This is a genomic window from Brevundimonas sp., assembly GCF_016463295.1.
GTDB lineage: Bacteria > Pseudomonadota > Alphaproteobacteria > Caulobacterales > Caulobacteraceae > Brevundimonas.
Map to the genome: position 1 here is coordinate 1 of NZ_JAEMRO010000046.1, position 16,437 is coordinate 16,437.

Here is a 16,437-nt window from a genome sequence, read left to right on the forward strand (position 1 = left end):
ATGATCACGGCCCAGACCAGGCCATCGACGCCGATCCGGTGGGCCAGCACCCAGCCCAGCGGCATCATGATCAGGCTGTAGGCCGCGAAATGCATGATGGTCGGCCACCAGACGTCGCCCGCGGCCCGGTTGGCCGAGGCCGCGACCACCTGGATGGCGTCCGCCACGAAGAACAGCGTCGCCAGGATCAGCGCCGGAACGACGACGGCCAGCAGGACTGGATCGCGATTATAGGCGCTGGCGATCAATCCCGCCGTCGGCCAGACCAGAAGCGCCACCGCCAGACTGAGCACCGTCACGACGCCCAGCCCGACCAGCCCGGCCCGCATCACCCCACGCCCGTCGTTGGCGCCGTAAGCCTTGCCCACCAGCACCGCCGTCGCCGAGGACATGCCCATGGGGATCATGAAGACGATGGCCGAAACGTTCAGCACGATCGTCCAGGCCGAGGTCTCGATGGCCCCAAGCTGACCGGCGATGAAGGTCATGGCGGCAAAGGCACCGACCTCAATGAAATAGCTGGACCCTGCGCCATAGCCTACCTTGCGCTGTTCGTGCTCGGCGATCCGGTCGCGCTTCGGCTTGTTGAAGATGCCCAGCGCCCGGGCCTCGGGCAGGCGAACGATGTAGATGATCAGAAACACCGCCAGCGACGTGCGCGCAAAGAAGGTCGCCCAGGCCGAGGCGACGGCACCGTCCACGCCCAGCCCCAGCAGGTCCGGCACCAGCAGCAGGTTCAGCGCCAGATTGATGCCGTTCGCCACCCACATGGCCCACATGCCGGCACGCGGCCGGTTCATCGCCTCCAGAAAGAACTGCGCCGCCACGCTGACCAGATAGCCGGGCATGGACAGGGCAAAGACGATCAGCACCGGCGAGGCCCCCTCCCCCAGCCCGTCGGCCAGCCCCATGTTCTGCAAGGCCCACGGCCCGACCAGGATCAGCCCCAGCATGGAGACGATGCCGATCTGCAGCGAATAGACGACGCCGCGCCTCAGCACGCCCCCGACCTCGGACCGCCGTCCCTCGCCCAGATACTGGGCCGTCAGAACCTGCACCCCCATCATCAGGCCGACCGCCGTGGTCACGATGATCGCCGTCGGGGCCAGGGCCAGAGAGCTGTAGGCCAGCTCGATCCCCGAATAATTGCCCACCACGATCACATCGGTCAGCCCCATCGTCATGATTCCGATCCGCGCCAGCACCACCGGCCAGGCCAGGTTGAGCAGGTCACGCAGGGTCGAACGGGTCTGGAGGCTGAGGCTGAACATGGGACGCGGCTAAGGCCATGCAGACGACGCGGGGTCAACCAAGGAAAGCGGATGAAGGCATAAGCAAAGCTTTTCTCCCTCCCCGTCGGGGGAGGGTGGTCGCGAAGCGACCGGGTGGGGAGGGCTCGGCGACACAAGCACCGATACCTCGCCTTGCGGAACCGCCCCCACCCCGTCTCGGCTTCGCCTCTACGACCCTCCCCTCGAGGGGGGAGGGAGAACACCTGCTCACTTCCCCCGCCGCCTCAACCGCCCTAAACCCATCGCATGCCCAAGCTGACGTCCCTGATCGATCCCAGCAGCGCCGCCTTCAAGGCCCTGCACGCCCACAACACCGCCCTGAATGCCGAGCTGCGCGACAAGGTCGCCAAGGCCGCCCTGGGCGGGTCGCAGGCGTCGCGTGACCGCCACGTCTCGCGCGGCAAGCTGCTGCCGCGCGACCGCGTCGAACGCCTGCTGGATCCCGGCTCGCCCTTTCTGGAGATCGGGCAACTGGTCGCCAACGGCATGTATGGCGATGCCAAGGACCCCGACGGCGCGCCCGGCGCAGGCATGATCTGCGGCATCGGCCGCGTCTCGGGCCGCGAGGTCATGATCGTGGCCAACGACCCGACGGTGAAGGGCGGGGCCTACTTCCCCCTCACGGTCAAGAAACACCTGCGGGCCCAGGAAATCGCCGAACAGAACAACCTGCCCTGCGTCTATCTGGTCGATTCCGGCGGGGCGAACCTGCCGCATCAGGCCGAGGTCTTTCCCGACCGCGACCACTTCGGCCGCATCTTCTTCAACCAGGCGCGGATGAGCGCCAAGGCCATCCCCCAGATCGCCTGCGTCATGGGCAGTTGCACCGCCGGCGGGGCCTATGTCCCGGCCATGTCGGACGAGACGGTCATTGTGCGCAACCAGGGCACCATCTTCCTGGCCGGCCCGCCACTGGTGAAGGCGGCGACGGGCGAGGTCATCAGTGCCGAGGAACTGGGCGGGGCCGAAACTCACGGGCGCCGCTCCGGCGTCGTCGACTATGTGGCCGAGAACGACGAGCATGCGCTGGAGATCGTGCGCGACATCGTCGGCCATCTGAACAGCGTCAAACCCATGCCCCTGGACGTGCGCGAGCCGCGCGCGCCCGCGCTCGATCCGGAAGAGCTGTACGGCATCATCCCCGACGACGTCCGCGCCCCCTACGATGTGCGCGAGGTCATCGCCCGCACCGTCGACGGCTCGGAGTTCGAGGAATTCAAGGCCCTGTACGGCACCACCCTGGTCTGCGGTTTCGCCCGCATCTGGGGCTATCCGGTCGCCATCCTGGCCAACAACGGCGTGCTGTTCTCCGAGGCCGCCGTGAAGGGCGCGCACTTCATCGAACTGGCCTGCAAGCGCAAGATCCCACTGGTCTTCCTGCAGAACATCTCGGGCTTCATGGTCGGCGGCAAGTACGAGGCGGAGGGTATCGCCAAGCACGGGGCCAAGCTGGTCACCGCCGTCGCCAGTGCCGAGGTGCCCAAGTTCACCGTCCTGATCGGCGGCAGCTTCGGGGCCGGCAACTACGGCATGTGCGGCCGCGCCTTCAATCCGCGTTTCCTGTTCACCTGGCCCAATGCCCGGATCAGCGTCATGGGCGGCGAACAGGCGGCCTCCGTCCTCGCCACCGTCCACCGCGACGCCGACACCTGGACCGAGGATCAGGCCGAGGCCTTCAAGGCTCCGATCCGCCAGAAATACGAGGACGAGGGCAACCCCTACTACGCCACCGCCCGCCTGTGGGACGACGGCATCATCGACCCGGTCCAGACGCGGGATGTGCTGGGCCTGGCCATCAGCGCGTCACTGAATGCGCCCATCCCGGACACGACCTTCGGTGTGTTCAGGATGTAGGACGTGACACAAACCTTTCGCCCGCGCCTGGATGTTTTACCGGAACCTCAGCGACAGTTGTGGCACGAGCTTGCCGCGTTGCCGAAAGACTATGTGCTTTACGGGGGCACTGCGATCGCCCTTCACCTCGGGCATCGAGACTCGATCGATTTTGACTTCTTCATCTCGCGCAGCATAGACCCGCGCCGCCTGCTCGAAGACCTGCCGATCCTGCGCGGAGCCAGGGTGACGCAACTGGAACCGGAAACTCTCAGCGTCACCGTTGATCGCGACGGGCCGATCAAGCTGTCCTTCTTCGGCGTACCCAAGCTGGGACGCGTCCGTGACCCGCTTGCTACCGATGATATCGGTCTACCCGTCGCGGACCTGCTGGACCTGTCGGGGGCCAAGGTGTCCGTGGTTCAGGTCCGTGCCGAAGCCAAAGATTACATCGACGTCGGAGCCATGCTGAAAGCTGGGCTCAGTCTGCCTCAGATGCTGTCTGCGGGTCTGGCCATGTATGGCCCGACCTTCACGCCGCAGGCTGGCCTGAAGTCGCTGTGCTATTTTGACGAACCGAACCTAACCGCGCTGCCGATCACGCTGAAGGATTTGTTGCGCGCGGCCGTCAAAGGGGTCGATCTGGCCATGCTACCTGATGTTCAACCCGTCGAACCTCGGACTCAGACCTGATGTCGTTGCCGATCAGTCCCGAAACACTGGATATCGCGAGGCGCATCATCTGGTTCGAGCCACCACACGAGGCCCTGTCGGACACCCGACGGTTCCTGGCCTATGCCTTCCGTTTTGCCACACACGACGACATGCTCACGCTTCGACGTCATGTCGACGACGACGTTCTGCGTGATGCCCTGGAGCATGCACCTGCGGGCATCATGGATGGCCGATCCTGGGCCTATTGGCGGCTCATGCTCGGTTTGCCTGAACGCCCACTACCGAAACGGACATTCGCTCCAGACGTTAAAGCGGCCTAAGGAGCCTTCATGACCGACAAACCCACCCCTACCGACCCCGACATCAACGCCCTGGACATCACCGATGCCGAGGTGGCCGAGATCAACGCCATCGCCCATCCCCTGGTCGCCGATCCGGCTCCGGACGCCAACGACGATCTGATCCAGATCGATTCGACTGTGGACGGGACCGTCTTCGTCACCATCAACCGCCCGCACAAGAAGAACGCCTTCGACGCCGCCACCATCGCGGCCCTGTATGAAGCGTTCGAGACCCTGCACGGGGCGGACAATGTGCGGGTGGTCTTCATTCGCGGCGCGGGCGGCACCTTCTCCGCCGGGGCTGATCTGGGCTGGATGGCCGATGCGGCGCGCTGGAGCGAGGGCGACAACCGTGACGACGCCATGGGCCTGGCCAAGATGCTCAAGGCCCTGCACGACATCCCGGCCCTGACCGTGGCCCTGGTCGAAGGCGCGGCCATGGGCGGCGGGGCCGGCATCGTGGCCGCCTGCGACATGGCTGTGGCCGTCGAGGGCACGCGCTTTGCCTTCTCCGAGGTCAAGCTGGGCCTCATCCCCGCGACCATCGCCCCCTATGTCGTCGAGGCCGTGGGGGCCCGCCGCGCGCGCCAGCTGTTCCTGACCGCCAACATCTTCGACGCCGACTATGCGGCCCATGCGGGGCTGATCGACATGGTCCTGCCCGAGGGGTCGATCGACGAGTTCATCTCCATGCTGACCGACAGCCTGACCGGAAACGCACCCGGCGCGATGGGCGACGCCAAACGCCTGGTCAACGACGTCGCCGGCCAGAAGATCGACCACGGCCTGATGGAAGAGACCGCCAAACGCATCGCCCGCGCCCGCGTCTCGCTCGAGGGCCAGGAAGGCGTCGGGGCCTTCCTGGAGAAGCGCAAGCCGAGCTGGTCGCAGTAGGCCGGGCTACTCCGTCCGGTAAACCTCGCCGCCTTTCATCACGAACCGGACCCGCTCCAGCTCGGTGACGTCGCTCAGCGGATCGCCTGACACTCCTATCAGATCCGCAGGCATGCCCACGGCGATCCTGCCGGCTTGATCCGAAATCCGCAGATGCTCGGCCGCGCCCACCGTCGCCGCCTGCACGGCTTCCAGCGGCGTCAGCCCTGCCCGCACCAGCAGGGCGAACTCCTGGGCGTTGTCGCCATGGGCCGAGACGCCGCTGTCCGTGCCGAACGCGATCCGCACACCGCCGTCATGCGCCCGCGTGACCATGTCCAGCATCTTGGGCCCGGCCTCCAGGGCCTTGGCCGTCTGTGCCGGGGTGAAGAAGTTGTCCGGCCCCGAGGCGATGTGCGCCACATAGTCTCCGGCCAGCAGCGTCGGCACCAGCCAGCCCCCCTCGCGCCGCATCAGCCGGATCGACTCGGCGTCTAGATATGTCCCGTGCTCGATGGAATCGCCGCCGGCCCTCAGGAAGCTGTTGATCCCGTCCGCACCATGCGCATGCGCCGTGACCTGACGCCCCATCCGGTGTCCGGCGGCGACGATTGCGGCCAGCTCCTCGTCCGAGAACTGCTGGCCCAGTCCCGCCGCCGTATTGGACAGCACACCCCCGGTCGCCGTGATCTTGATGATGTCGGCCCCGGACCGCACCTGGGTCCGCACCGCCCGCTGGCAATCCTCGACGCCAGAGCAAACACTCTCCGGCGACAGGATGTGCATGACATCCTCGCGATAGCCATTGATGTCGCCATGCCCGCCATGGATCGACACGGACGAGCCCGAAGCGATCACCCGCGGCCCCGGCACGTCGCCGCGGCGGATCGCATCCCTCAGAGCGAACACCGCCTCGTTCGATCCGCCCAGATCGGCCACCGTGGTGAAGCCCGCCATCAGGGTGCGCCGGGCATAGCGCGCGCCGACGAAGGCCTGTTCGGCATTGGACTGGGTCACCTCTTCCAGCCGCCCGTTCGGGTTCTGCTGGCCCGTCAGATGCACATGGCTGTCGATCAGTCCGGGCAGCACGAATGAGTCGCGCAAGTCCACGATCCGACCCTCGCCGACAAATCCGTCGCGGATTTCGACGACTTGGTTCCCTCTGATCACGATAGTTTTATCGCGTTGCACAACGCCGTTCGACGGATCGGCCAGCAGCCGCCCGACCTGGACGAACGTCGTCGCCTCTTCCCCTGACACGGGAGCGGGCGCGGGGCTTTGCGCCGCAACGCTTGTGCCGATCGCCAGAGCGACCGCCGTTATCATCGACGCCAGAATACGCATGCAACCCCTCCCAAGGACGGCGGCCACCATAGCCTGCGTCAGCTTTTCGCCAAAACCGAGGTTGAACCGCCCGACACAATTTGAAACAAACCGCCCCTCAGTTGAAACCGCACGAAGGGCGTCGCATGCGGCTGGCGAGACGAGGATTCATTCTGGGCGGTGCCGCCCTGCTGTCGGGTTGCGCAACAGCGGGTGCCGTCCAGCAGCCTCAAATGGCGGCCACCCCTACCCCAACCATCGTCCCGCCACAGCCCGCCGCCCAGCCCATCGTCGTCGCGGCCAGCCAGGTCGCGCCACCTCTCGATCCGCGCAGCATTGTCCGCAAGGATCTGATGGACCGCGCCATGGCCGCGCTGGACATCCACCATCACAAGGTGCCGCTGCGCGATCGCATGTATCTGGTCGATTTCCAGAAATTCTCGGGCGAGGAACGACTGTACGAAGTCGATCTGGTCGCGGGACACGTCACCCCCCTGCGCACCAGCCACGGCCGCGGCTCAGACCCGACCCACACCGGTTACGCCCGTCGCTTCTCCAACGAGCCCGACAGCCACATGTCGTCGCTGGGGGCCTATGCCACCGCCGGGGCCAGCTATGGCTCTCAACAGGGGCCAAACGTGCTGCTCGACGGGCTTGAGTATTCCAACAACCTGGCCCGCGACCGCGCCATCATCATCCACGGCGCCGACTATGCCGATCCGGGCTTCCTGGCGCGTGAGGGCAAGCTTGGGCGTTCATACGGCTGCTTCTCCGTCGCCCACGCCGATCTGCCGGCCCTGCGTGAACGCATGGGCACCGGCCGCCTGCTGTTCGCCTACACCTGAACCTGTCGAGCGGACCTAGTCCCGCTCCACCGCCCGCCAGCCGATGTCGGTTCGGTGAAAACCGCCCGGCCAGTCGATCTTGCGCACAGCCGCATAGGCCCGCTCGCGCGCCTCGACGATGTCGCGGCCCCGCGCACAGACGTTCAGCACACGCCCGCCGGCCGCAGCCAGCTGCCCGTCGGGACGACGCTTGGTACCCGCGTGGAACACCTGCACATGCGGCCCGAAATCCTGCTCGGCACCCCGGATGATCGACCCCTCCAGCGGACTGTCGGGATAGCCCTTGGCCGCCAGCACGACACAGATCACCGTGTCGGTAGAGAACGTCGGCAGACGCGCCTGGGTCAGGTCACCCTTGGCGCAAGCCAGCAGCAGGGGCACAATATCGCCGTCCATCCGCATCATCAGGACCTGGCATTCCGGGTCGCCGAATCGCGCGTTGAATTCCACCACCCTGGGGCCCTCGGCGGTCGCCATCAGCCCGGCGTACAGCACCCCGCGATACGGTGCGCCCTCCGCCGCCATGGCCGCGACCACCGGCTGCACGATCAGCCGCTCGGCCGCCTCGACCAGCTCCGGCGTGAAGACCGGTGCCGGCGAATAGCTGCCCATGCCGCCCGTGTTGGGACCCAGATCCCCGTCGAAGGCGCGCTTGTGATCCTGCGCCCCGCCCAGCAACAGGGCGCTCTGCCCGTCGCAGACGGCAAACAGCGAACCTTCCTCGCCGTCCATGAATTCCTCGATGACGACGCGGGCTCCGGCGGTGCCGAAGCGGCCGCCCAGCATCCGCTCGATCTCGGCCTCGGCGTCGCGCTTGTCGGGGCTGATCGCCACGCCCTTCCCGGCGGCCAGACCGTCGGCCTTGATCACATAGGGTGGCTTGAACACCGTCAGCGCCTGCCGCGCCTCGTGCAGCCGCTCATAGACGCCATAGCCGGCCGTCGGGATTTCGTGGCGCTCCATGAACGCCTTGGAAAACGCCTTGGAGGTCTCCAGCCGCGCCGCCTTGGCACTGGGTCCGAAGCAGGGAATGCCCGCCGCCGTCAGACGATCGGCCAGCCCGGCCTCAAGAGCGGTCTCCGGCCCCACGACGACCAGATCGGCACGCATCTCGCGCGCCAGGACCGTCAGGGCATCCGCATCGGTGACCTTCAGATCGACCCGATCGCCCAGCGCATCCATGCCGGGATTACCCGGCGCGATCACCAGACGACGCACTAGCGGCGACTGGGCGATCTTCCAGGCCAGGGCGTGCTCGCGCCCCCCCGATCCGACGAGCAGAATATTCATGCCCGCGACATGACCGCACCTGCGAACACGGTCAAGTCGCAGGCGCGGTTAGCGAGGTCTTATCGTTCGTTCAGCGGGCGGGCGGCGTCCAGCGCGGCAGGGCCGCCAGTTGCACCGCCGTCAGGTCGGTCATCAGGTCGCGGTCATCCGATCCATTGGTCGGGACCGGCGCGGCCCGCACATCACCGACAGGCACCACGACCTTCACATCGCCCGGTCCTTCCAGCTCGACGACCAGCTGCGTCAGCTGGCCACCGGCGTCCAGCACCAGGGTCTCGACGTCGCCCAGATCCGTGCCGTCCGCAGCGTGCAGGTCCGCATCCTCCAGTTGGTCGCGGCTCATGTCGAAGGCGATGGCGGCGCGGGCCGTCGCCGTATCCGCCGCCTGCTCCGTCACGGGGGCGGGCGCGGCACCGGGTGCGGGCGGCTGTACGACGTCGTCCGTGCTGTCGGAACAGGCGGAAATCGTGATGGCCCCGAGCGTGGCGACGGCGGCGATGGCAAAACGGTTCATGGTGTTTCCTCAGGTCAAAGCATAGCGGACAGAACATAGACCCCGACACCGATCAGCAGGATCACACCGACCACCAGCCACAGGCTGACGGCGGGTGCGGCGCTGCGACGACCCAGCTCCCGCTCGCTGGGGTTCTGATCGACGGGATCGGTATCCTGGGGGTCTGCGGGCATGGTGACGCTAACGACCTGTGCCGAAAGCCGTTCCCGCTTCTGTCAGGTGATGAAAACGTTTATACGTCGTTCTAACGAGGAGACCGTCATGGCCAAGGAATCCGTCTTTACCCTCAAGCTCGAGCCCGAGCTGCGCGACGCCTTCATGGCCGAGGCCGAGGCCAGCCACCGCCCGGCCTCTCAGGTGGTGCGAGAACTGATGCGCGAATTTGTTCAGAAGCAGCAGGAAAGCCGGTCCTACGACGCCTTTCTGGCTGAGACGGTCAAGGCCTCACTCGCATCCATGAAAGATGGCGAGGGTATTCCCAATGAAGTCGTAGAAGCCCAGTTCGCCGAGCGCAGGCGTCTGGCCCGCGAGCGCATTGGGTGAAGGTGTCATGGACACCGGTGGCCCAGCGGCACCGCGAAGATATCTGGCTGCACATCGCCAAGGATGACCCATATGCCGCCGCGCAAATGGATGATCGGTTCTCTGATGCGACACATAGGCTGGCTGATTATCCCGACTACGGACGCATCGGAAGCCTGCCTGGCACCCGCGAAACCTTCCCTCACAGGTCCTACCGCCTCGTCTATCAAGTTCAGGCCCATAGGATACTGATCGTCGCCCTGATCCACGTAGCGCGACAGTGGCCGCCTGTGCGAATGGACCACGCATGACCGACGACTATGTCTTTGGCGGATCGACCGAGACTGCCGCCCCGCCGCGCGACAACAACCCGCCGCAGTCGGTGTCGGAGCTGTCGTTCGCGCTGAAGCGGACGCTGGAGGACCGGTTCGGCCACGTCCGCCTGCGGGGCGAGGTGTCCAAGGTCAATCACCATGCCTCGGGCCATGTCTATCTGACGCTCAAGGACGACAAGGCCGCCATCGACGGCGTGATCTGGAAGGGCTCGGTCCGCGGACTGGGCGTCCGGCCCGAGACGGGACTGGAAGTCATCGTCACCGGCAAGATCACCTCCTACCCGGCCCGCTCCTCCTATCAGATCGTCATCGAGAGCATGGAGGCCGCGGGTGCCGGTGCGCTTCTGGCCCAGCTGGAGCGGTTGAAGGTCAGACTACAGGGAGAGGGCCTGTTCGATCCGGCCCGCAAGACGGCCATCCCCGCCTTTCCCGCCACCATCGGGGTGATCACCAGCCCGACGGGCGCGGTCATCCGCGACATCCTGCACCGGATCGCCGAGCGCTGGCCCTGCCGGGTAATCGTCTGGCCCTGCGTGGTCCAGGGGGATGCCGCCGCCGCCCAGGTCGCGAATGCCGTGCGCGGTTTCGATGCCATGGGTGCCGATGGCCCCATTCCTCGCCCCGACCTGCTGATTGTGGCCCGGGGCGGTGGCTCGGTCGAGGATCTTTGGGCCTTCAACGACGAGGCCCTGGCCCGCGCTGTGGCCTCGGCCACCATCCCGATCATCTCGGCCGTGGGGCACGAGACGGACACCACCCTGATCGACTTCGTCTCCGACCGCCGCGCCCCGACCCCGACCGGTGCCGCCGAGATCGCTACGCCCGTCCTGGCCGATCTTCGTTTCGCCGTGGCCGATCTTGAGCGGCGGCTGGATCGCGCGGGCGGCCGTCTGATCGAGGAGCGGCGCACCCGACTGCGCGCCGCCGCGCGCGGCCTGCCGACCCGGCCCGAAGACCTTCTGGCCCTGCCCCAGCAGCGCCTCGACCTGGCCAGCAACCGACTCAGTTCCGGCCTGCAACGCAACGTCTCCATCCATGGCCAGCAACTGGTCTCCGCCTCGGCGCGTCTCGGGCTGCATCTGCTGAACCAGCGCCTGACCCGCGCAGACGAGCGGCTGATCGTGGCCGATCGTCGTCTGCAGGGCGGCTTGACCGCCAATGTCGCCGCGCATCAACATCGCCTGCTGAAAGTCTCGGCCCGACTGTCGCCCGACCCGCTGCACCGCCGCCTTGACCAGCGCGCGTCGCGCCTGTCCGCCGCCTCGGATCGGCTGACACCGACCCTGCCGCGTCGTCTGGACCGCGACGAGGCCCGCCTGGCGGCCCTGTCCCGCGCCTTGCTCAGCCTCGACCCCAAACGCCCCAAGCCAGGCTTTGCCCGCGTCGAAAGCAGCGACGGCACCATGATCGCCAGCGCCGCTGCCCTGACCGCCGGCCAGGCCGTCAGCCTGGTCTTCGCCGATGGCTCGCGCGGGGCCCACATCGACGCCGACGACGGCACGCCCGCGCCGCGCAGCCGGCCCGCCGCCGCGGCCGCCAGGCCTAGACCACCGCTGGCCCAAGGCGATCTTTTCTGAACCCACAGCTTTGCCGTTCTCATCCCATCTGCGCTATTGGACGCCATGACCCAGACCGCACCCGGACAGGCCACCCTGCATTACGGCGACGGCGAGTTCGCCGTCCTCAAGCCCGGCCGCTACGTCACCTGCGCCGTGTCGGGCCGGGGCATCCCGCTGGAAATCCTGCGCTACTGGTCGGTCAGCCTGCAGGAGGCCTATGCCGGTCCGGACGAGGCCTTTAAACGGCTTGCCCAGGCGGACTGAACTCGCTTCTGGCATGTGGACGATGGACGGCGATTCCGTTCCCGCCTAGGTATTGGTCCATTCCGATGCCCGGTGATTCAAGCCTTCGATGTCCTCGTACAAATCCGTCAAGATCCTGCTGGTCGATGATAACCAGCACATGAGGGCCATCACCTCCGCCGTGCTGCAATCCGCCGGCGTGCGCGACGTGCACGAAGCCGGTGACGGCCCGCTGGCGCTTGAAATTCTGAAGAGCCACGACATCGACGTCGCCATCGTTGACTTCAACATGTCGCCGATGGACGGGGTGGAGTTCACCCGCCTGGTCCGCAACAGCCCCGGCAGCGCCAATCCGTACTTGCCGATCATCATGATGACCGGCCATTCCGAGAAAAGCCGGGTGTTCGAGGCGCGCGACGCGGGCGTGACCGAGTTCGTGACCAAGCCCCTGACGGCCAAGGCCCTGCTGGACCGGCTGCATGCCGTGATCTTCCGGCCCCGCCCCTATGTGAAGACCGACAGCTATTTCGGCCCGGACCGCCGTCGCCGCAACGACGCCAACTATCGCGGCGAAAAACGCCGCGTGGCGGATCATCAGGTCGCCTGATCGGCCTCGCGCAGCGCCGCATAGACCTTGTCCGGCCAGCGTTTGTGCACCCAGAACCAGTCCACGGGGTGCGCCCTGACGCAATCTTCGACAAAGGCGTTCGCCGCCTGGATGCCCGCCAGGATGTCAGCCGCCTTGTCGCCCGTATCCGGCACCCGGATCGGCTCATGCGCGGTGACCCGGAACCGCACGCCCGGCAGCCGCACCACCGACAGCGGCTGCATGACCGTATCGAACTTCTGCGCCAACCGCGCCGCGCCCGGCGAGGCATTCACCGGCTGACCGAAGAAGGTCACCTCCGGTCCCTGATTGTATTTCTGATCGACCAGCAGGGCGATGGAATCGCCGCGCTTCATCCCCGCCATCAGCTCGCGCGTCCCGTCGCCCTTGGGCGCGAACAGGCGAATGCCGTAACGCTCCCGGCTTTCGCGGATCAGCGCGTCGACATACGGATTGTTGGCGGCACGATAGGTCACCTGGCACGGCACGCCCGAGGCCATGATCACCGCCGCCATCACCTCGAAATTGGCCAGGTGGCCCGAGATCAGCACCGCGGGCACACCGCTGTCGCGGATCGCATGCAGCCGCTCCATCCCGACCACCTCGACCCGCCCGCCCTCGGGCGTCAGCCGGTCCATGACCGCCAGCTCGGCAAAGGTGCGCCCCGTCTGGTCCCACTGTTCCAGCGCCAGTCGCTCGCGCTCTACCAGCGGCATATCCGGAAAGGCGATCCGCAGATTGCGCATCACCGTCTTCTGGGTGCCCGTATGCGGCCCCAGGGTCCTCAGCAGCCAGCCACCCAGCCCCGACGCCCGCTCGACCCCGAGCAACCGCAAAAAAGCAAATAGCGTCGAAAATGCAAAGGCTTCCAGCCGCCAGATCAGATCCTGGCGAAAGCTGGCTCCCGTTTTGCCCTCACCAGGCAATCGTCAGCCCGCCGTCCACCACCAGCGTCTGGCCGTTCACATAGGACCCGGCCCTGGAGCACAGATAGACGGCCGTGCCCGCGATCTCGTCCGGCTGGCCGATGCGCTTCATGGGATTGGGCTCGACCGTGACCTTCAGCACCTCCTCGTTCTCCCACAGATAGCGGGCGAAGTCGGTCTGGATCAGGCCCGGCGCGATACAGTTGACCCGCACGTTCGACGGCCCCCACTCCACCGCCAGATTGCGCGCCAGCTGCATGTCCGCCGCCTTGGACACGTTATAGGCGCCGATCAGGGCATTGCCACGCAGACCCCCGACCGACGAGATGATGACGATGGCCCCGTCCTTCCGCTCGATCATCTGCGGCGCGACCATCTGGGTCAGCCAGTGATTGGCCAACACATTGTTGTGGAAGATCTTCTCGAACTGCTCGTCCGCGATCCCCGCCATCGGCCCGGCATAGGGGTTGGAGGCGGCATTGCAGACCAAGATGTCGATCTGGCCGAAGGCGGCATTGGTCTCGTCCACCAGCCGTTGCAGCTCCTCCTTGGAGGAAATGCTGGCCGGAATGGCGATGGCCGTGCCCTCGCCGTGCTTTTCGTTGATCGCCGCGGCCACCTCGTCGCACGGCCCGGCCTTGCGCGACGAGATCACGACTTTAGCGCCGTGTTCGGCCATCCGCTCGGCGATGGCCCGGCCGATGCCCCGCGACGAGCCCGTGATGACGGCGACCTTGCCGCTCAGATCGAACAATTCCATGCCTATCCCCGTATTCCGTGTGTTTCGCCTATAGGCGTCGGTCTCTGATACCCTGATACTCCAGCGATTCCATTTGGGAAGGCGGAACAACCGTTTCCATGCGCGCACTGACCCAGGGCTTCCTGTTCTTCAGCTATCTGTTCGTGTCCATGACCCTGGGCACATGGCTGTGGAGTGCCAACCTGGGGCTGGGCGCGGCCGTGGCCGGTTTCGTGGGCGCCGCAGGCCTGCTGGTCGCCGTCCACGTCCTGATCGCGACCCGCGCGGACAGGGCTGCCCTGCGCAAGGAAATCGACACCGTCCGCCAGGCGCATCGCCTGCTGGCCGATGCGATGGAATCGACCCAGTCCGCCCTGACAGACCTTGCCGGGGCCATCGAAGCGGGATCCCTCACCTCGACCGAGAGCCTGACCGGCGAGGTCCGCATGCTGGAAAGCCTGATCCAGCAAATGAGCGAATCGATCGATCAGCGCATGGCGGCCCAGATCCCCGCTTCCGGCCCGTTCGAGGCGCGCTGGCAGCAGCAGTCCAACGTCCTGCTCCACACCATCCACGACGCCCTGACCGAAAACCGCGTCGACCTGTATCTCCAGCCCGTCGTCTCCCTGCCCCAGCGCCGGACCATGTTCTACGAGAGCTTCACCCGCCTGCGCGCCGCCGACGACCGGGTCATGATGCCCGCCGAATATCTGTCGATCGCCGAGGGCGAGGGTCTGGTCCCCGCCATCGACAATCTTCTGCTGTTTCGCTGTGCCCAGATCGTGCGCCGTCTGGCGCGTCAGGACCGCAAGGTCGGGGTCTTCTGCAACGTGGCCCTGACGTCCCTGGCCGACGAGGCCTTCTTCCCGCAGTTCCTGGATTTCCTCAGCGAGAACCGCGACCTGAACCAGGCCCTGATCTTCGAATTGGGTCAGGCGACCTTCGACGCCCGCGGCGCGACCGAGGCGCGCAACATGGCCAAGCTGGCCGATCTTGGCTTCCGCTTCTCGATCGACAAGGTCCAGACGCTGGACCTGGACTTCGCCGACCTCCAGCGGTCCGACGTCAAATTCATGAAGGTCTCGGCCGAGCTTCTGATCGAACAGCTGCTGGACCTCGATACGGCCTCGCCCCTGCCCGGCCGTCCGGACATCTCGGCCGTAGACTTCGCCGACCTGACCCGCCGCTACGGCATCGAGCTGATCGCCGAAAAGTGCGAGACCGAGCGCCAGATCGTGGACATCCTGGAACTCGACATCGCCATGGCCCAGGGCCACCTGTTCGGCGAACCTCGCGCCATCAAGGAAGCGGTCCTGGCCGAAACCGACCCGCCCGCCGAATTCCTGCGCTCCACCCTGCGCAGCGCCGATCAGCGCCGCCGGGTCCACTAGGGCCTAGTAGCGGCGATAGCCGTCGCGCCGATAATCGTCCTGCCAGTAGATGCGCTCGCGGCCATAGCGGTAATCGCGATTATAGCCGCCGAAGCCATAGCCGCAGGGATCGTCCTCGGCCGACAGCTGGTTGCCCAGCAGGGCTCCCGCCACCGCGCCGATGGCCGCTCCGGCCTCGCGGTCGCCACGCCCCGCCACCGCCGCCCCGACCGCTGCGCCCAGCGCCGCACCGGACGCCGTCGCCAGTTCGCGATTGCGCGCATAGTCCCGCTCGCACGCCGAAGCATAGCCGTCCGTCGTGGCACAGGACGCCGTGATCAGTCCGCAGCCCACCACGGCCGCCATCGTCAGCATCGCTTTCATGAAACCCTCTCCCTTGGTTCCTGCGGAAAACGTAGGGCGCGCACCCCGGTTCCTCGTCACCAAGGCTTGGCCGAGGATTGAGACCTCCTTCTCCCCTTGCGGGAGAAGGTGGCCCGCGCAGCGGGTCGGATGAGGGGTCGCACCGACCTATCATGTTGTCAGCCTCCGCTCGGACGCCGCCACGATCGCGCCGATTACCTCCCAGCTTCGGCTTTCGATCTGCTGGTTTGTGAACCGTAGCACGAGAAAACCCTCCGTCGTCAGCCAGGCATCCCGTGCCGCATCGTGGTCGATCCGCTCGCCATGGAGAGGTCCGTCGGCTTCAACGATCAGTCTATGGCGGAAGCAGACGAAGTCGGCGACGTACCTCCCCAGTACGACCTGTCGGCGAAACTTCAGGCCTTCCAGTCGCCTGTCACGCAGGATTTTCCAAAGCCGTTTTTCGTAGAGCGCGGGTTCGCGCCGCATGTCTTTTGCGCGTTCTCGAAGCCAGTCGTCCGACACCGCGCGACCCCTCATCCGTCAGCCTTCGGCTGCCACCTTCTCCCGCAGGGAGAGAAGGATCAAATCAGGCACCTGACACACAGCGACCATCTGCTGAGAGTTCGCCGCCAACCCGCATAGTTTGATCCTTCAACCCTCTGATCCCGCTCCGCAATCCCGAACGATCATCGACCTGTCCCCGCCATAGGAAGCGGGTGTGGCAGACTTCTCCCCGTCCCGTCGCCGGGAAGGGCGCAAGGCCTTGCGGCTTGTCGCGGCGGGA

At 66.4% G+C, this 16,437-nt stretch carries 20 protein-coding genes; 11 read left to right on the forward strand and 9 right to left on the reverse strand.

All coding sequences use genetic code 11. The features are described from left to right. A partial coding sequence (locus JHC81_RS09925) for an MATE family efflux transporter (RefSeq protein WP_292173974.1) occupies window positions 1-1,271 on the reverse strand: 1,271 nt, incomplete at its 3' end. A 267-nt stretch (window positions 1,272-1,538) separates the two neighbouring features. On the opposite strand from JHC81_RS09925, the gene JHC81_RS09930 reads away from it, so the two are divergent. Genes JHC81_RS09930 through JHC81_RS09945 form a run of 4 tightly spaced genes read left to right on the forward strand, consistent with a single transcriptional unit; the run spans window position 1,539 to window position 5,035 of the window. After that, window positions 1,539-3,146, forward strand: coding sequence for a carboxyl transferase domain-containing protein (locus JHC81_RS09930; RefSeq protein ID WP_292173977.1), 1,608 nt, complete (start codon window positions 1,539-1,541; stop codon window positions 3,144-3,146). A gap of 3 nt (window positions 3,147-3,149) precedes the next feature. Next, on the forward strand, window positions 3,150-3,818 hold the full coding sequence (locus tag JHC81_RS09935; protein WP_292173979.1) for a nucleotidyl transferase AbiEii/AbiGii toxin family protein: 669 nt from the start codon (window positions 3,150-3,152) through the stop codon (window positions 3,816-3,818). Further along, entirely contained in the window at window positions 3,818-4,120 is a 303-nt protein-coding gene (locus tag JHC81_RS09940) for a hypothetical protein (protein ID WP_292173982.1), read from the forward strand. Before JHC81_RS09935 ends, JHC81_RS09940 begins: the two co-directional genes overlap by 1 nt. A 9-nt stretch (window positions 4,121-4,129) precedes the next feature. After that, window positions 4,130-5,035 (forward strand): enoyl-CoA hydratase-related protein, encoded by a 906-nt coding sequence (locus JHC81_RS09945; protein WP_292173985.1) that lies wholly within the window; start codon window positions 4,130-4,132, stop codon window positions 5,033-5,035. A gap of 6 nt (window positions 5,036-5,041) precedes the next feature. Here JHC81_RS09945 and JHC81_RS09950 read toward each other — a convergent pair whose 3' ends face one another. Next, window positions 5,042-6,358: an amidohydrolase family protein gene (locus tag JHC81_RS09950; RefSeq protein WP_292173987.1), complete on the reverse strand. Its 1,317-nt coding sequence runs from the start codon at window positions 6,356-6,358 to the stop codon at window positions 5,042-5,044. Between the two features lie 125 nt (window positions 6,359-6,483). Between JHC81_RS09950 and JHC81_RS09955 the strand changes: the two genes are divergently transcribed. Next, the gene (locus JHC81_RS09955) at window positions 6,484-7,182 is read left to right on the forward strand and encodes a murein L,D-transpeptidase catalytic domain-containing protein (protein ID WP_292173990.1); all 699 of its coding nucleotides are present in this window, start codon (window positions 6,484-6,486) and stop codon (window positions 7,180-7,182) included. Between the two features lie 15 nt (window positions 7,183-7,197). Here JHC81_RS09955 and purD read toward each other — a convergent pair whose 3' ends face one another. The 3 genes from purD to JHC81_RS09970 form a co-directional block, all read right to left on the reverse strand. Next, entirely contained in the window at window positions 7,198-8,472 is a 1,275-nt protein-coding gene (gene purD, locus JHC81_RS09960) for a phosphoribosylamine--glycine ligase (protein WP_292173993.1), read from the reverse strand. Window positions 8,473-8,542: 70 nt separating this feature from the next. Continuing rightward, window positions 8,543-8,986 (reverse strand): hypothetical protein, encoded by a 444-nt coding sequence (locus tag JHC81_RS09965; RefSeq protein ID WP_292173996.1) that lies wholly within the window; start codon window positions 8,984-8,986, stop codon window positions 8,543-8,545. Between the two features lie 14 nt (window positions 8,987-9,000). Further along, on the reverse strand, window positions 9,001-9,159 hold the full coding sequence (locus JHC81_RS09970; protein WP_292173997.1) for a hypothetical protein: 159 nt from the start codon (window positions 9,157-9,159) through the stop codon (window positions 9,001-9,003). An 88-nt stretch (window positions 9,160-9,247) separates the two neighbouring features. Here JHC81_RS09970 and JHC81_RS09975 point away from each other — a divergent pair, with 88 nt between their 5' ends. From JHC81_RS09975 to JHC81_RS09995, 5 genes are all read left to right on the forward strand, one after another. Then, entirely contained in the window at window positions 9,248-9,529 is a 282-nt protein-coding gene (locus tag JHC81_RS09975) for an antitoxin of toxin-antitoxin stability system (RefSeq protein WP_292174000.1), read from the forward strand. Window positions 9,530-9,531: 2 nt separating this feature from the next. Continuing rightward, window positions 9,532-9,819: a type II toxin-antitoxin system RelE/ParE family toxin gene (locus JHC81_RS09980; RefSeq protein ID WP_292174021.1), complete on the forward strand. Its 288-nt coding sequence runs from the start codon at window positions 9,532-9,534 to the stop codon at window positions 9,817-9,819. Continuing rightward, window positions 9,816-11,420: an exodeoxyribonuclease VII large subunit gene (gene xseA / locus JHC81_RS09985; RefSeq protein WP_292174001.1), complete on the forward strand. Its 1,605-nt coding sequence runs from the start codon at window positions 9,816-9,818 to the stop codon at window positions 11,418-11,420. Before JHC81_RS09980 ends, xseA begins: the two co-directional genes overlap by 4 nt. A gap of 45 nt (window positions 11,421-11,465) precedes the next feature. Then, window positions 11,466-11,666, forward strand: a complete 201-nt coding sequence (locus JHC81_RS09990; protein WP_292174003.1) for a DUF2093 domain-containing protein — start codon at window positions 11,466-11,468, stop codon at window positions 11,664-11,666. A gap of 88 nt (window positions 11,667-11,754) precedes the next feature. Next, window positions 11,755-12,252, forward strand: coding sequence for a response regulator (locus tag JHC81_RS09995; RefSeq protein WP_292174006.1), 498 nt, complete (start codon window positions 11,755-11,757; stop codon window positions 12,250-12,252). Here JHC81_RS09995 and JHC81_RS10000 read toward each other — a convergent pair. Then, on the reverse strand, window positions 12,240-13,178 hold the full coding sequence (locus tag JHC81_RS10000; protein ID WP_292174009.1) for a lipid A biosynthesis acyltransferase: 939 nt from the start codon (window positions 13,176-13,178) through the stop codon (window positions 12,240-12,242). The genes JHC81_RS09995 and JHC81_RS10000 overlap by 13 nt on opposite strands. Then, window positions 13,168-13,938, reverse strand: coding sequence for an SDR family oxidoreductase (locus JHC81_RS10005; protein ID WP_292174011.1), 771 nt, complete (start codon window positions 13,936-13,938; stop codon window positions 13,168-13,170). The genes JHC81_RS10000 and JHC81_RS10005 overlap by 11 nt, the downstream gene beginning before the upstream one ends. A 98-nt stretch (window positions 13,939-14,036) precedes the next feature. Between JHC81_RS10005 and JHC81_RS10010 the strand changes: the two genes are divergently transcribed. Continuing rightward, a complete protein-coding gene (locus JHC81_RS10010) occupies window positions 14,037-15,308 on the forward strand; it encodes an EAL domain-containing protein (RefSeq protein ID WP_292174013.1) in 1,272 nt (423 codons plus the stop codon). Window positions 15,309-15,311: 3 nt separating this feature from the next. Here the strand turns inward: JHC81_RS10010 and JHC81_RS10015 are convergent, their stop codons facing one another. Both JHC81_RS10015 and JHC81_RS10020 read right to left on the reverse strand, forming a co-directional pair. Continuing rightward, complete coding sequence (locus JHC81_RS10015) at window positions 15,312-15,671, reverse strand: glycine zipper domain-containing protein (RefSeq protein WP_292174016.1); 360 nt, start codon at window positions 15,669-15,671, stop codon at window positions 15,312-15,314. Window positions 15,672-15,821: 150 nt separating this feature from the next. Then, on the reverse strand, window positions 15,822-16,175 hold the full coding sequence (locus JHC81_RS10020; RefSeq protein WP_292174019.1) for a DUF559 domain-containing protein: 354 nt from the start codon (window positions 16,173-16,175) through the stop codon (window positions 15,822-15,824). Window positions 16,176-16,437: the final 262 nt, after the last annotated feature.

Coding starts and splice junctions, on each gene's coding strand:
- JHC81_RS09945 (WP_292173985.1), top strand. CDS start 4,130: ATGACCGACAAACCCACCCCTACCGACCCCGACATCAACGCCCTGGAC.
- JHC81_RS10010 (WP_292174013.1), top strand. CDS start 14,037: ATGCGCGCACTGACCCAGGGCTTCCTGTTCTTCAGCTATCTGTTCGTG.
- JHC81_RS09955 (WP_292173990.1), top strand. CDS start 6,484: ATGCGGCTGGCGAGACGAGGATTCATTCTGGGCGGTGCCGCCCTGCTG.
- JHC81_RS09950 (WP_292173987.1), bottom strand. CDS start 6,358: ATGCGTATTCTGGCGTCGATGATAACGGCGGTCGCTCTGGCGATCGGC.
- JHC81_RS09970 (WP_292173997.1), bottom strand. CDS start 9,159: ATGCCCGCAGACCCCCAGGATACCGATCCCGTCGATCAGAACCCCAGC.
- JHC81_RS10005 (WP_292174011.1), bottom strand. CDS start 13,938: ATGGAATTGTTCGATCTGAGCGGCAAGGTCGCCGTCATCACGGGCTCG.
- purD (WP_292173993.1), bottom strand. CDS start 8,472: ATGAATATTCTGCTCGTCGGATCGGGGGGGCGCGAGCACGCCCTGGCC.
- JHC81_RS09975 (WP_292174000.1), top strand. CDS start 9,248: ATGGCCAAGGAATCCGTCTTTACCCTCAAGCTCGAGCCCGAGCTGCGC.
- JHC81_RS09930 (WP_292173977.1), top strand. CDS start 1,539: ATGCCCAAGCTGACGTCCCTGATCGATCCCAGCAGCGCCGCCTTCAAG.
- JHC81_RS09940 (WP_292173982.1), top strand. CDS start 3,818: ATGTCGTTGCCGATCAGTCCCGAAACACTGGATATCGCGAGGCGCATC.
- JHC81_RS09965 (WP_292173996.1), bottom strand. CDS start 8,986: ATGAACCGTTTTGCCATCGCCGCCGTCGCCACGCTCGGGGCCATCACG.
- JHC81_RS09990 (WP_292174003.1), top strand. CDS start 11,466: ATGACCCAGACCGCACCCGGACAGGCCACCCTGCATTACGGCGACGGC.
- xseA (WP_292174001.1), top strand. CDS start 9,816: ATGACCGACGACTATGTCTTTGGCGGATCGACCGAGACTGCCGCCCCG.
- JHC81_RS09995 (WP_292174006.1), top strand. CDS start 11,755: ATGTCCTCGTACAAATCCGTCAAGATCCTGCTGGTCGATGATAACCAG.
- JHC81_RS10015 (WP_292174016.1), bottom strand. CDS start 15,671: ATGAAAGCGATGCTGACGATGGCGGCCGTGGTGGGCTGCGGACTGATC.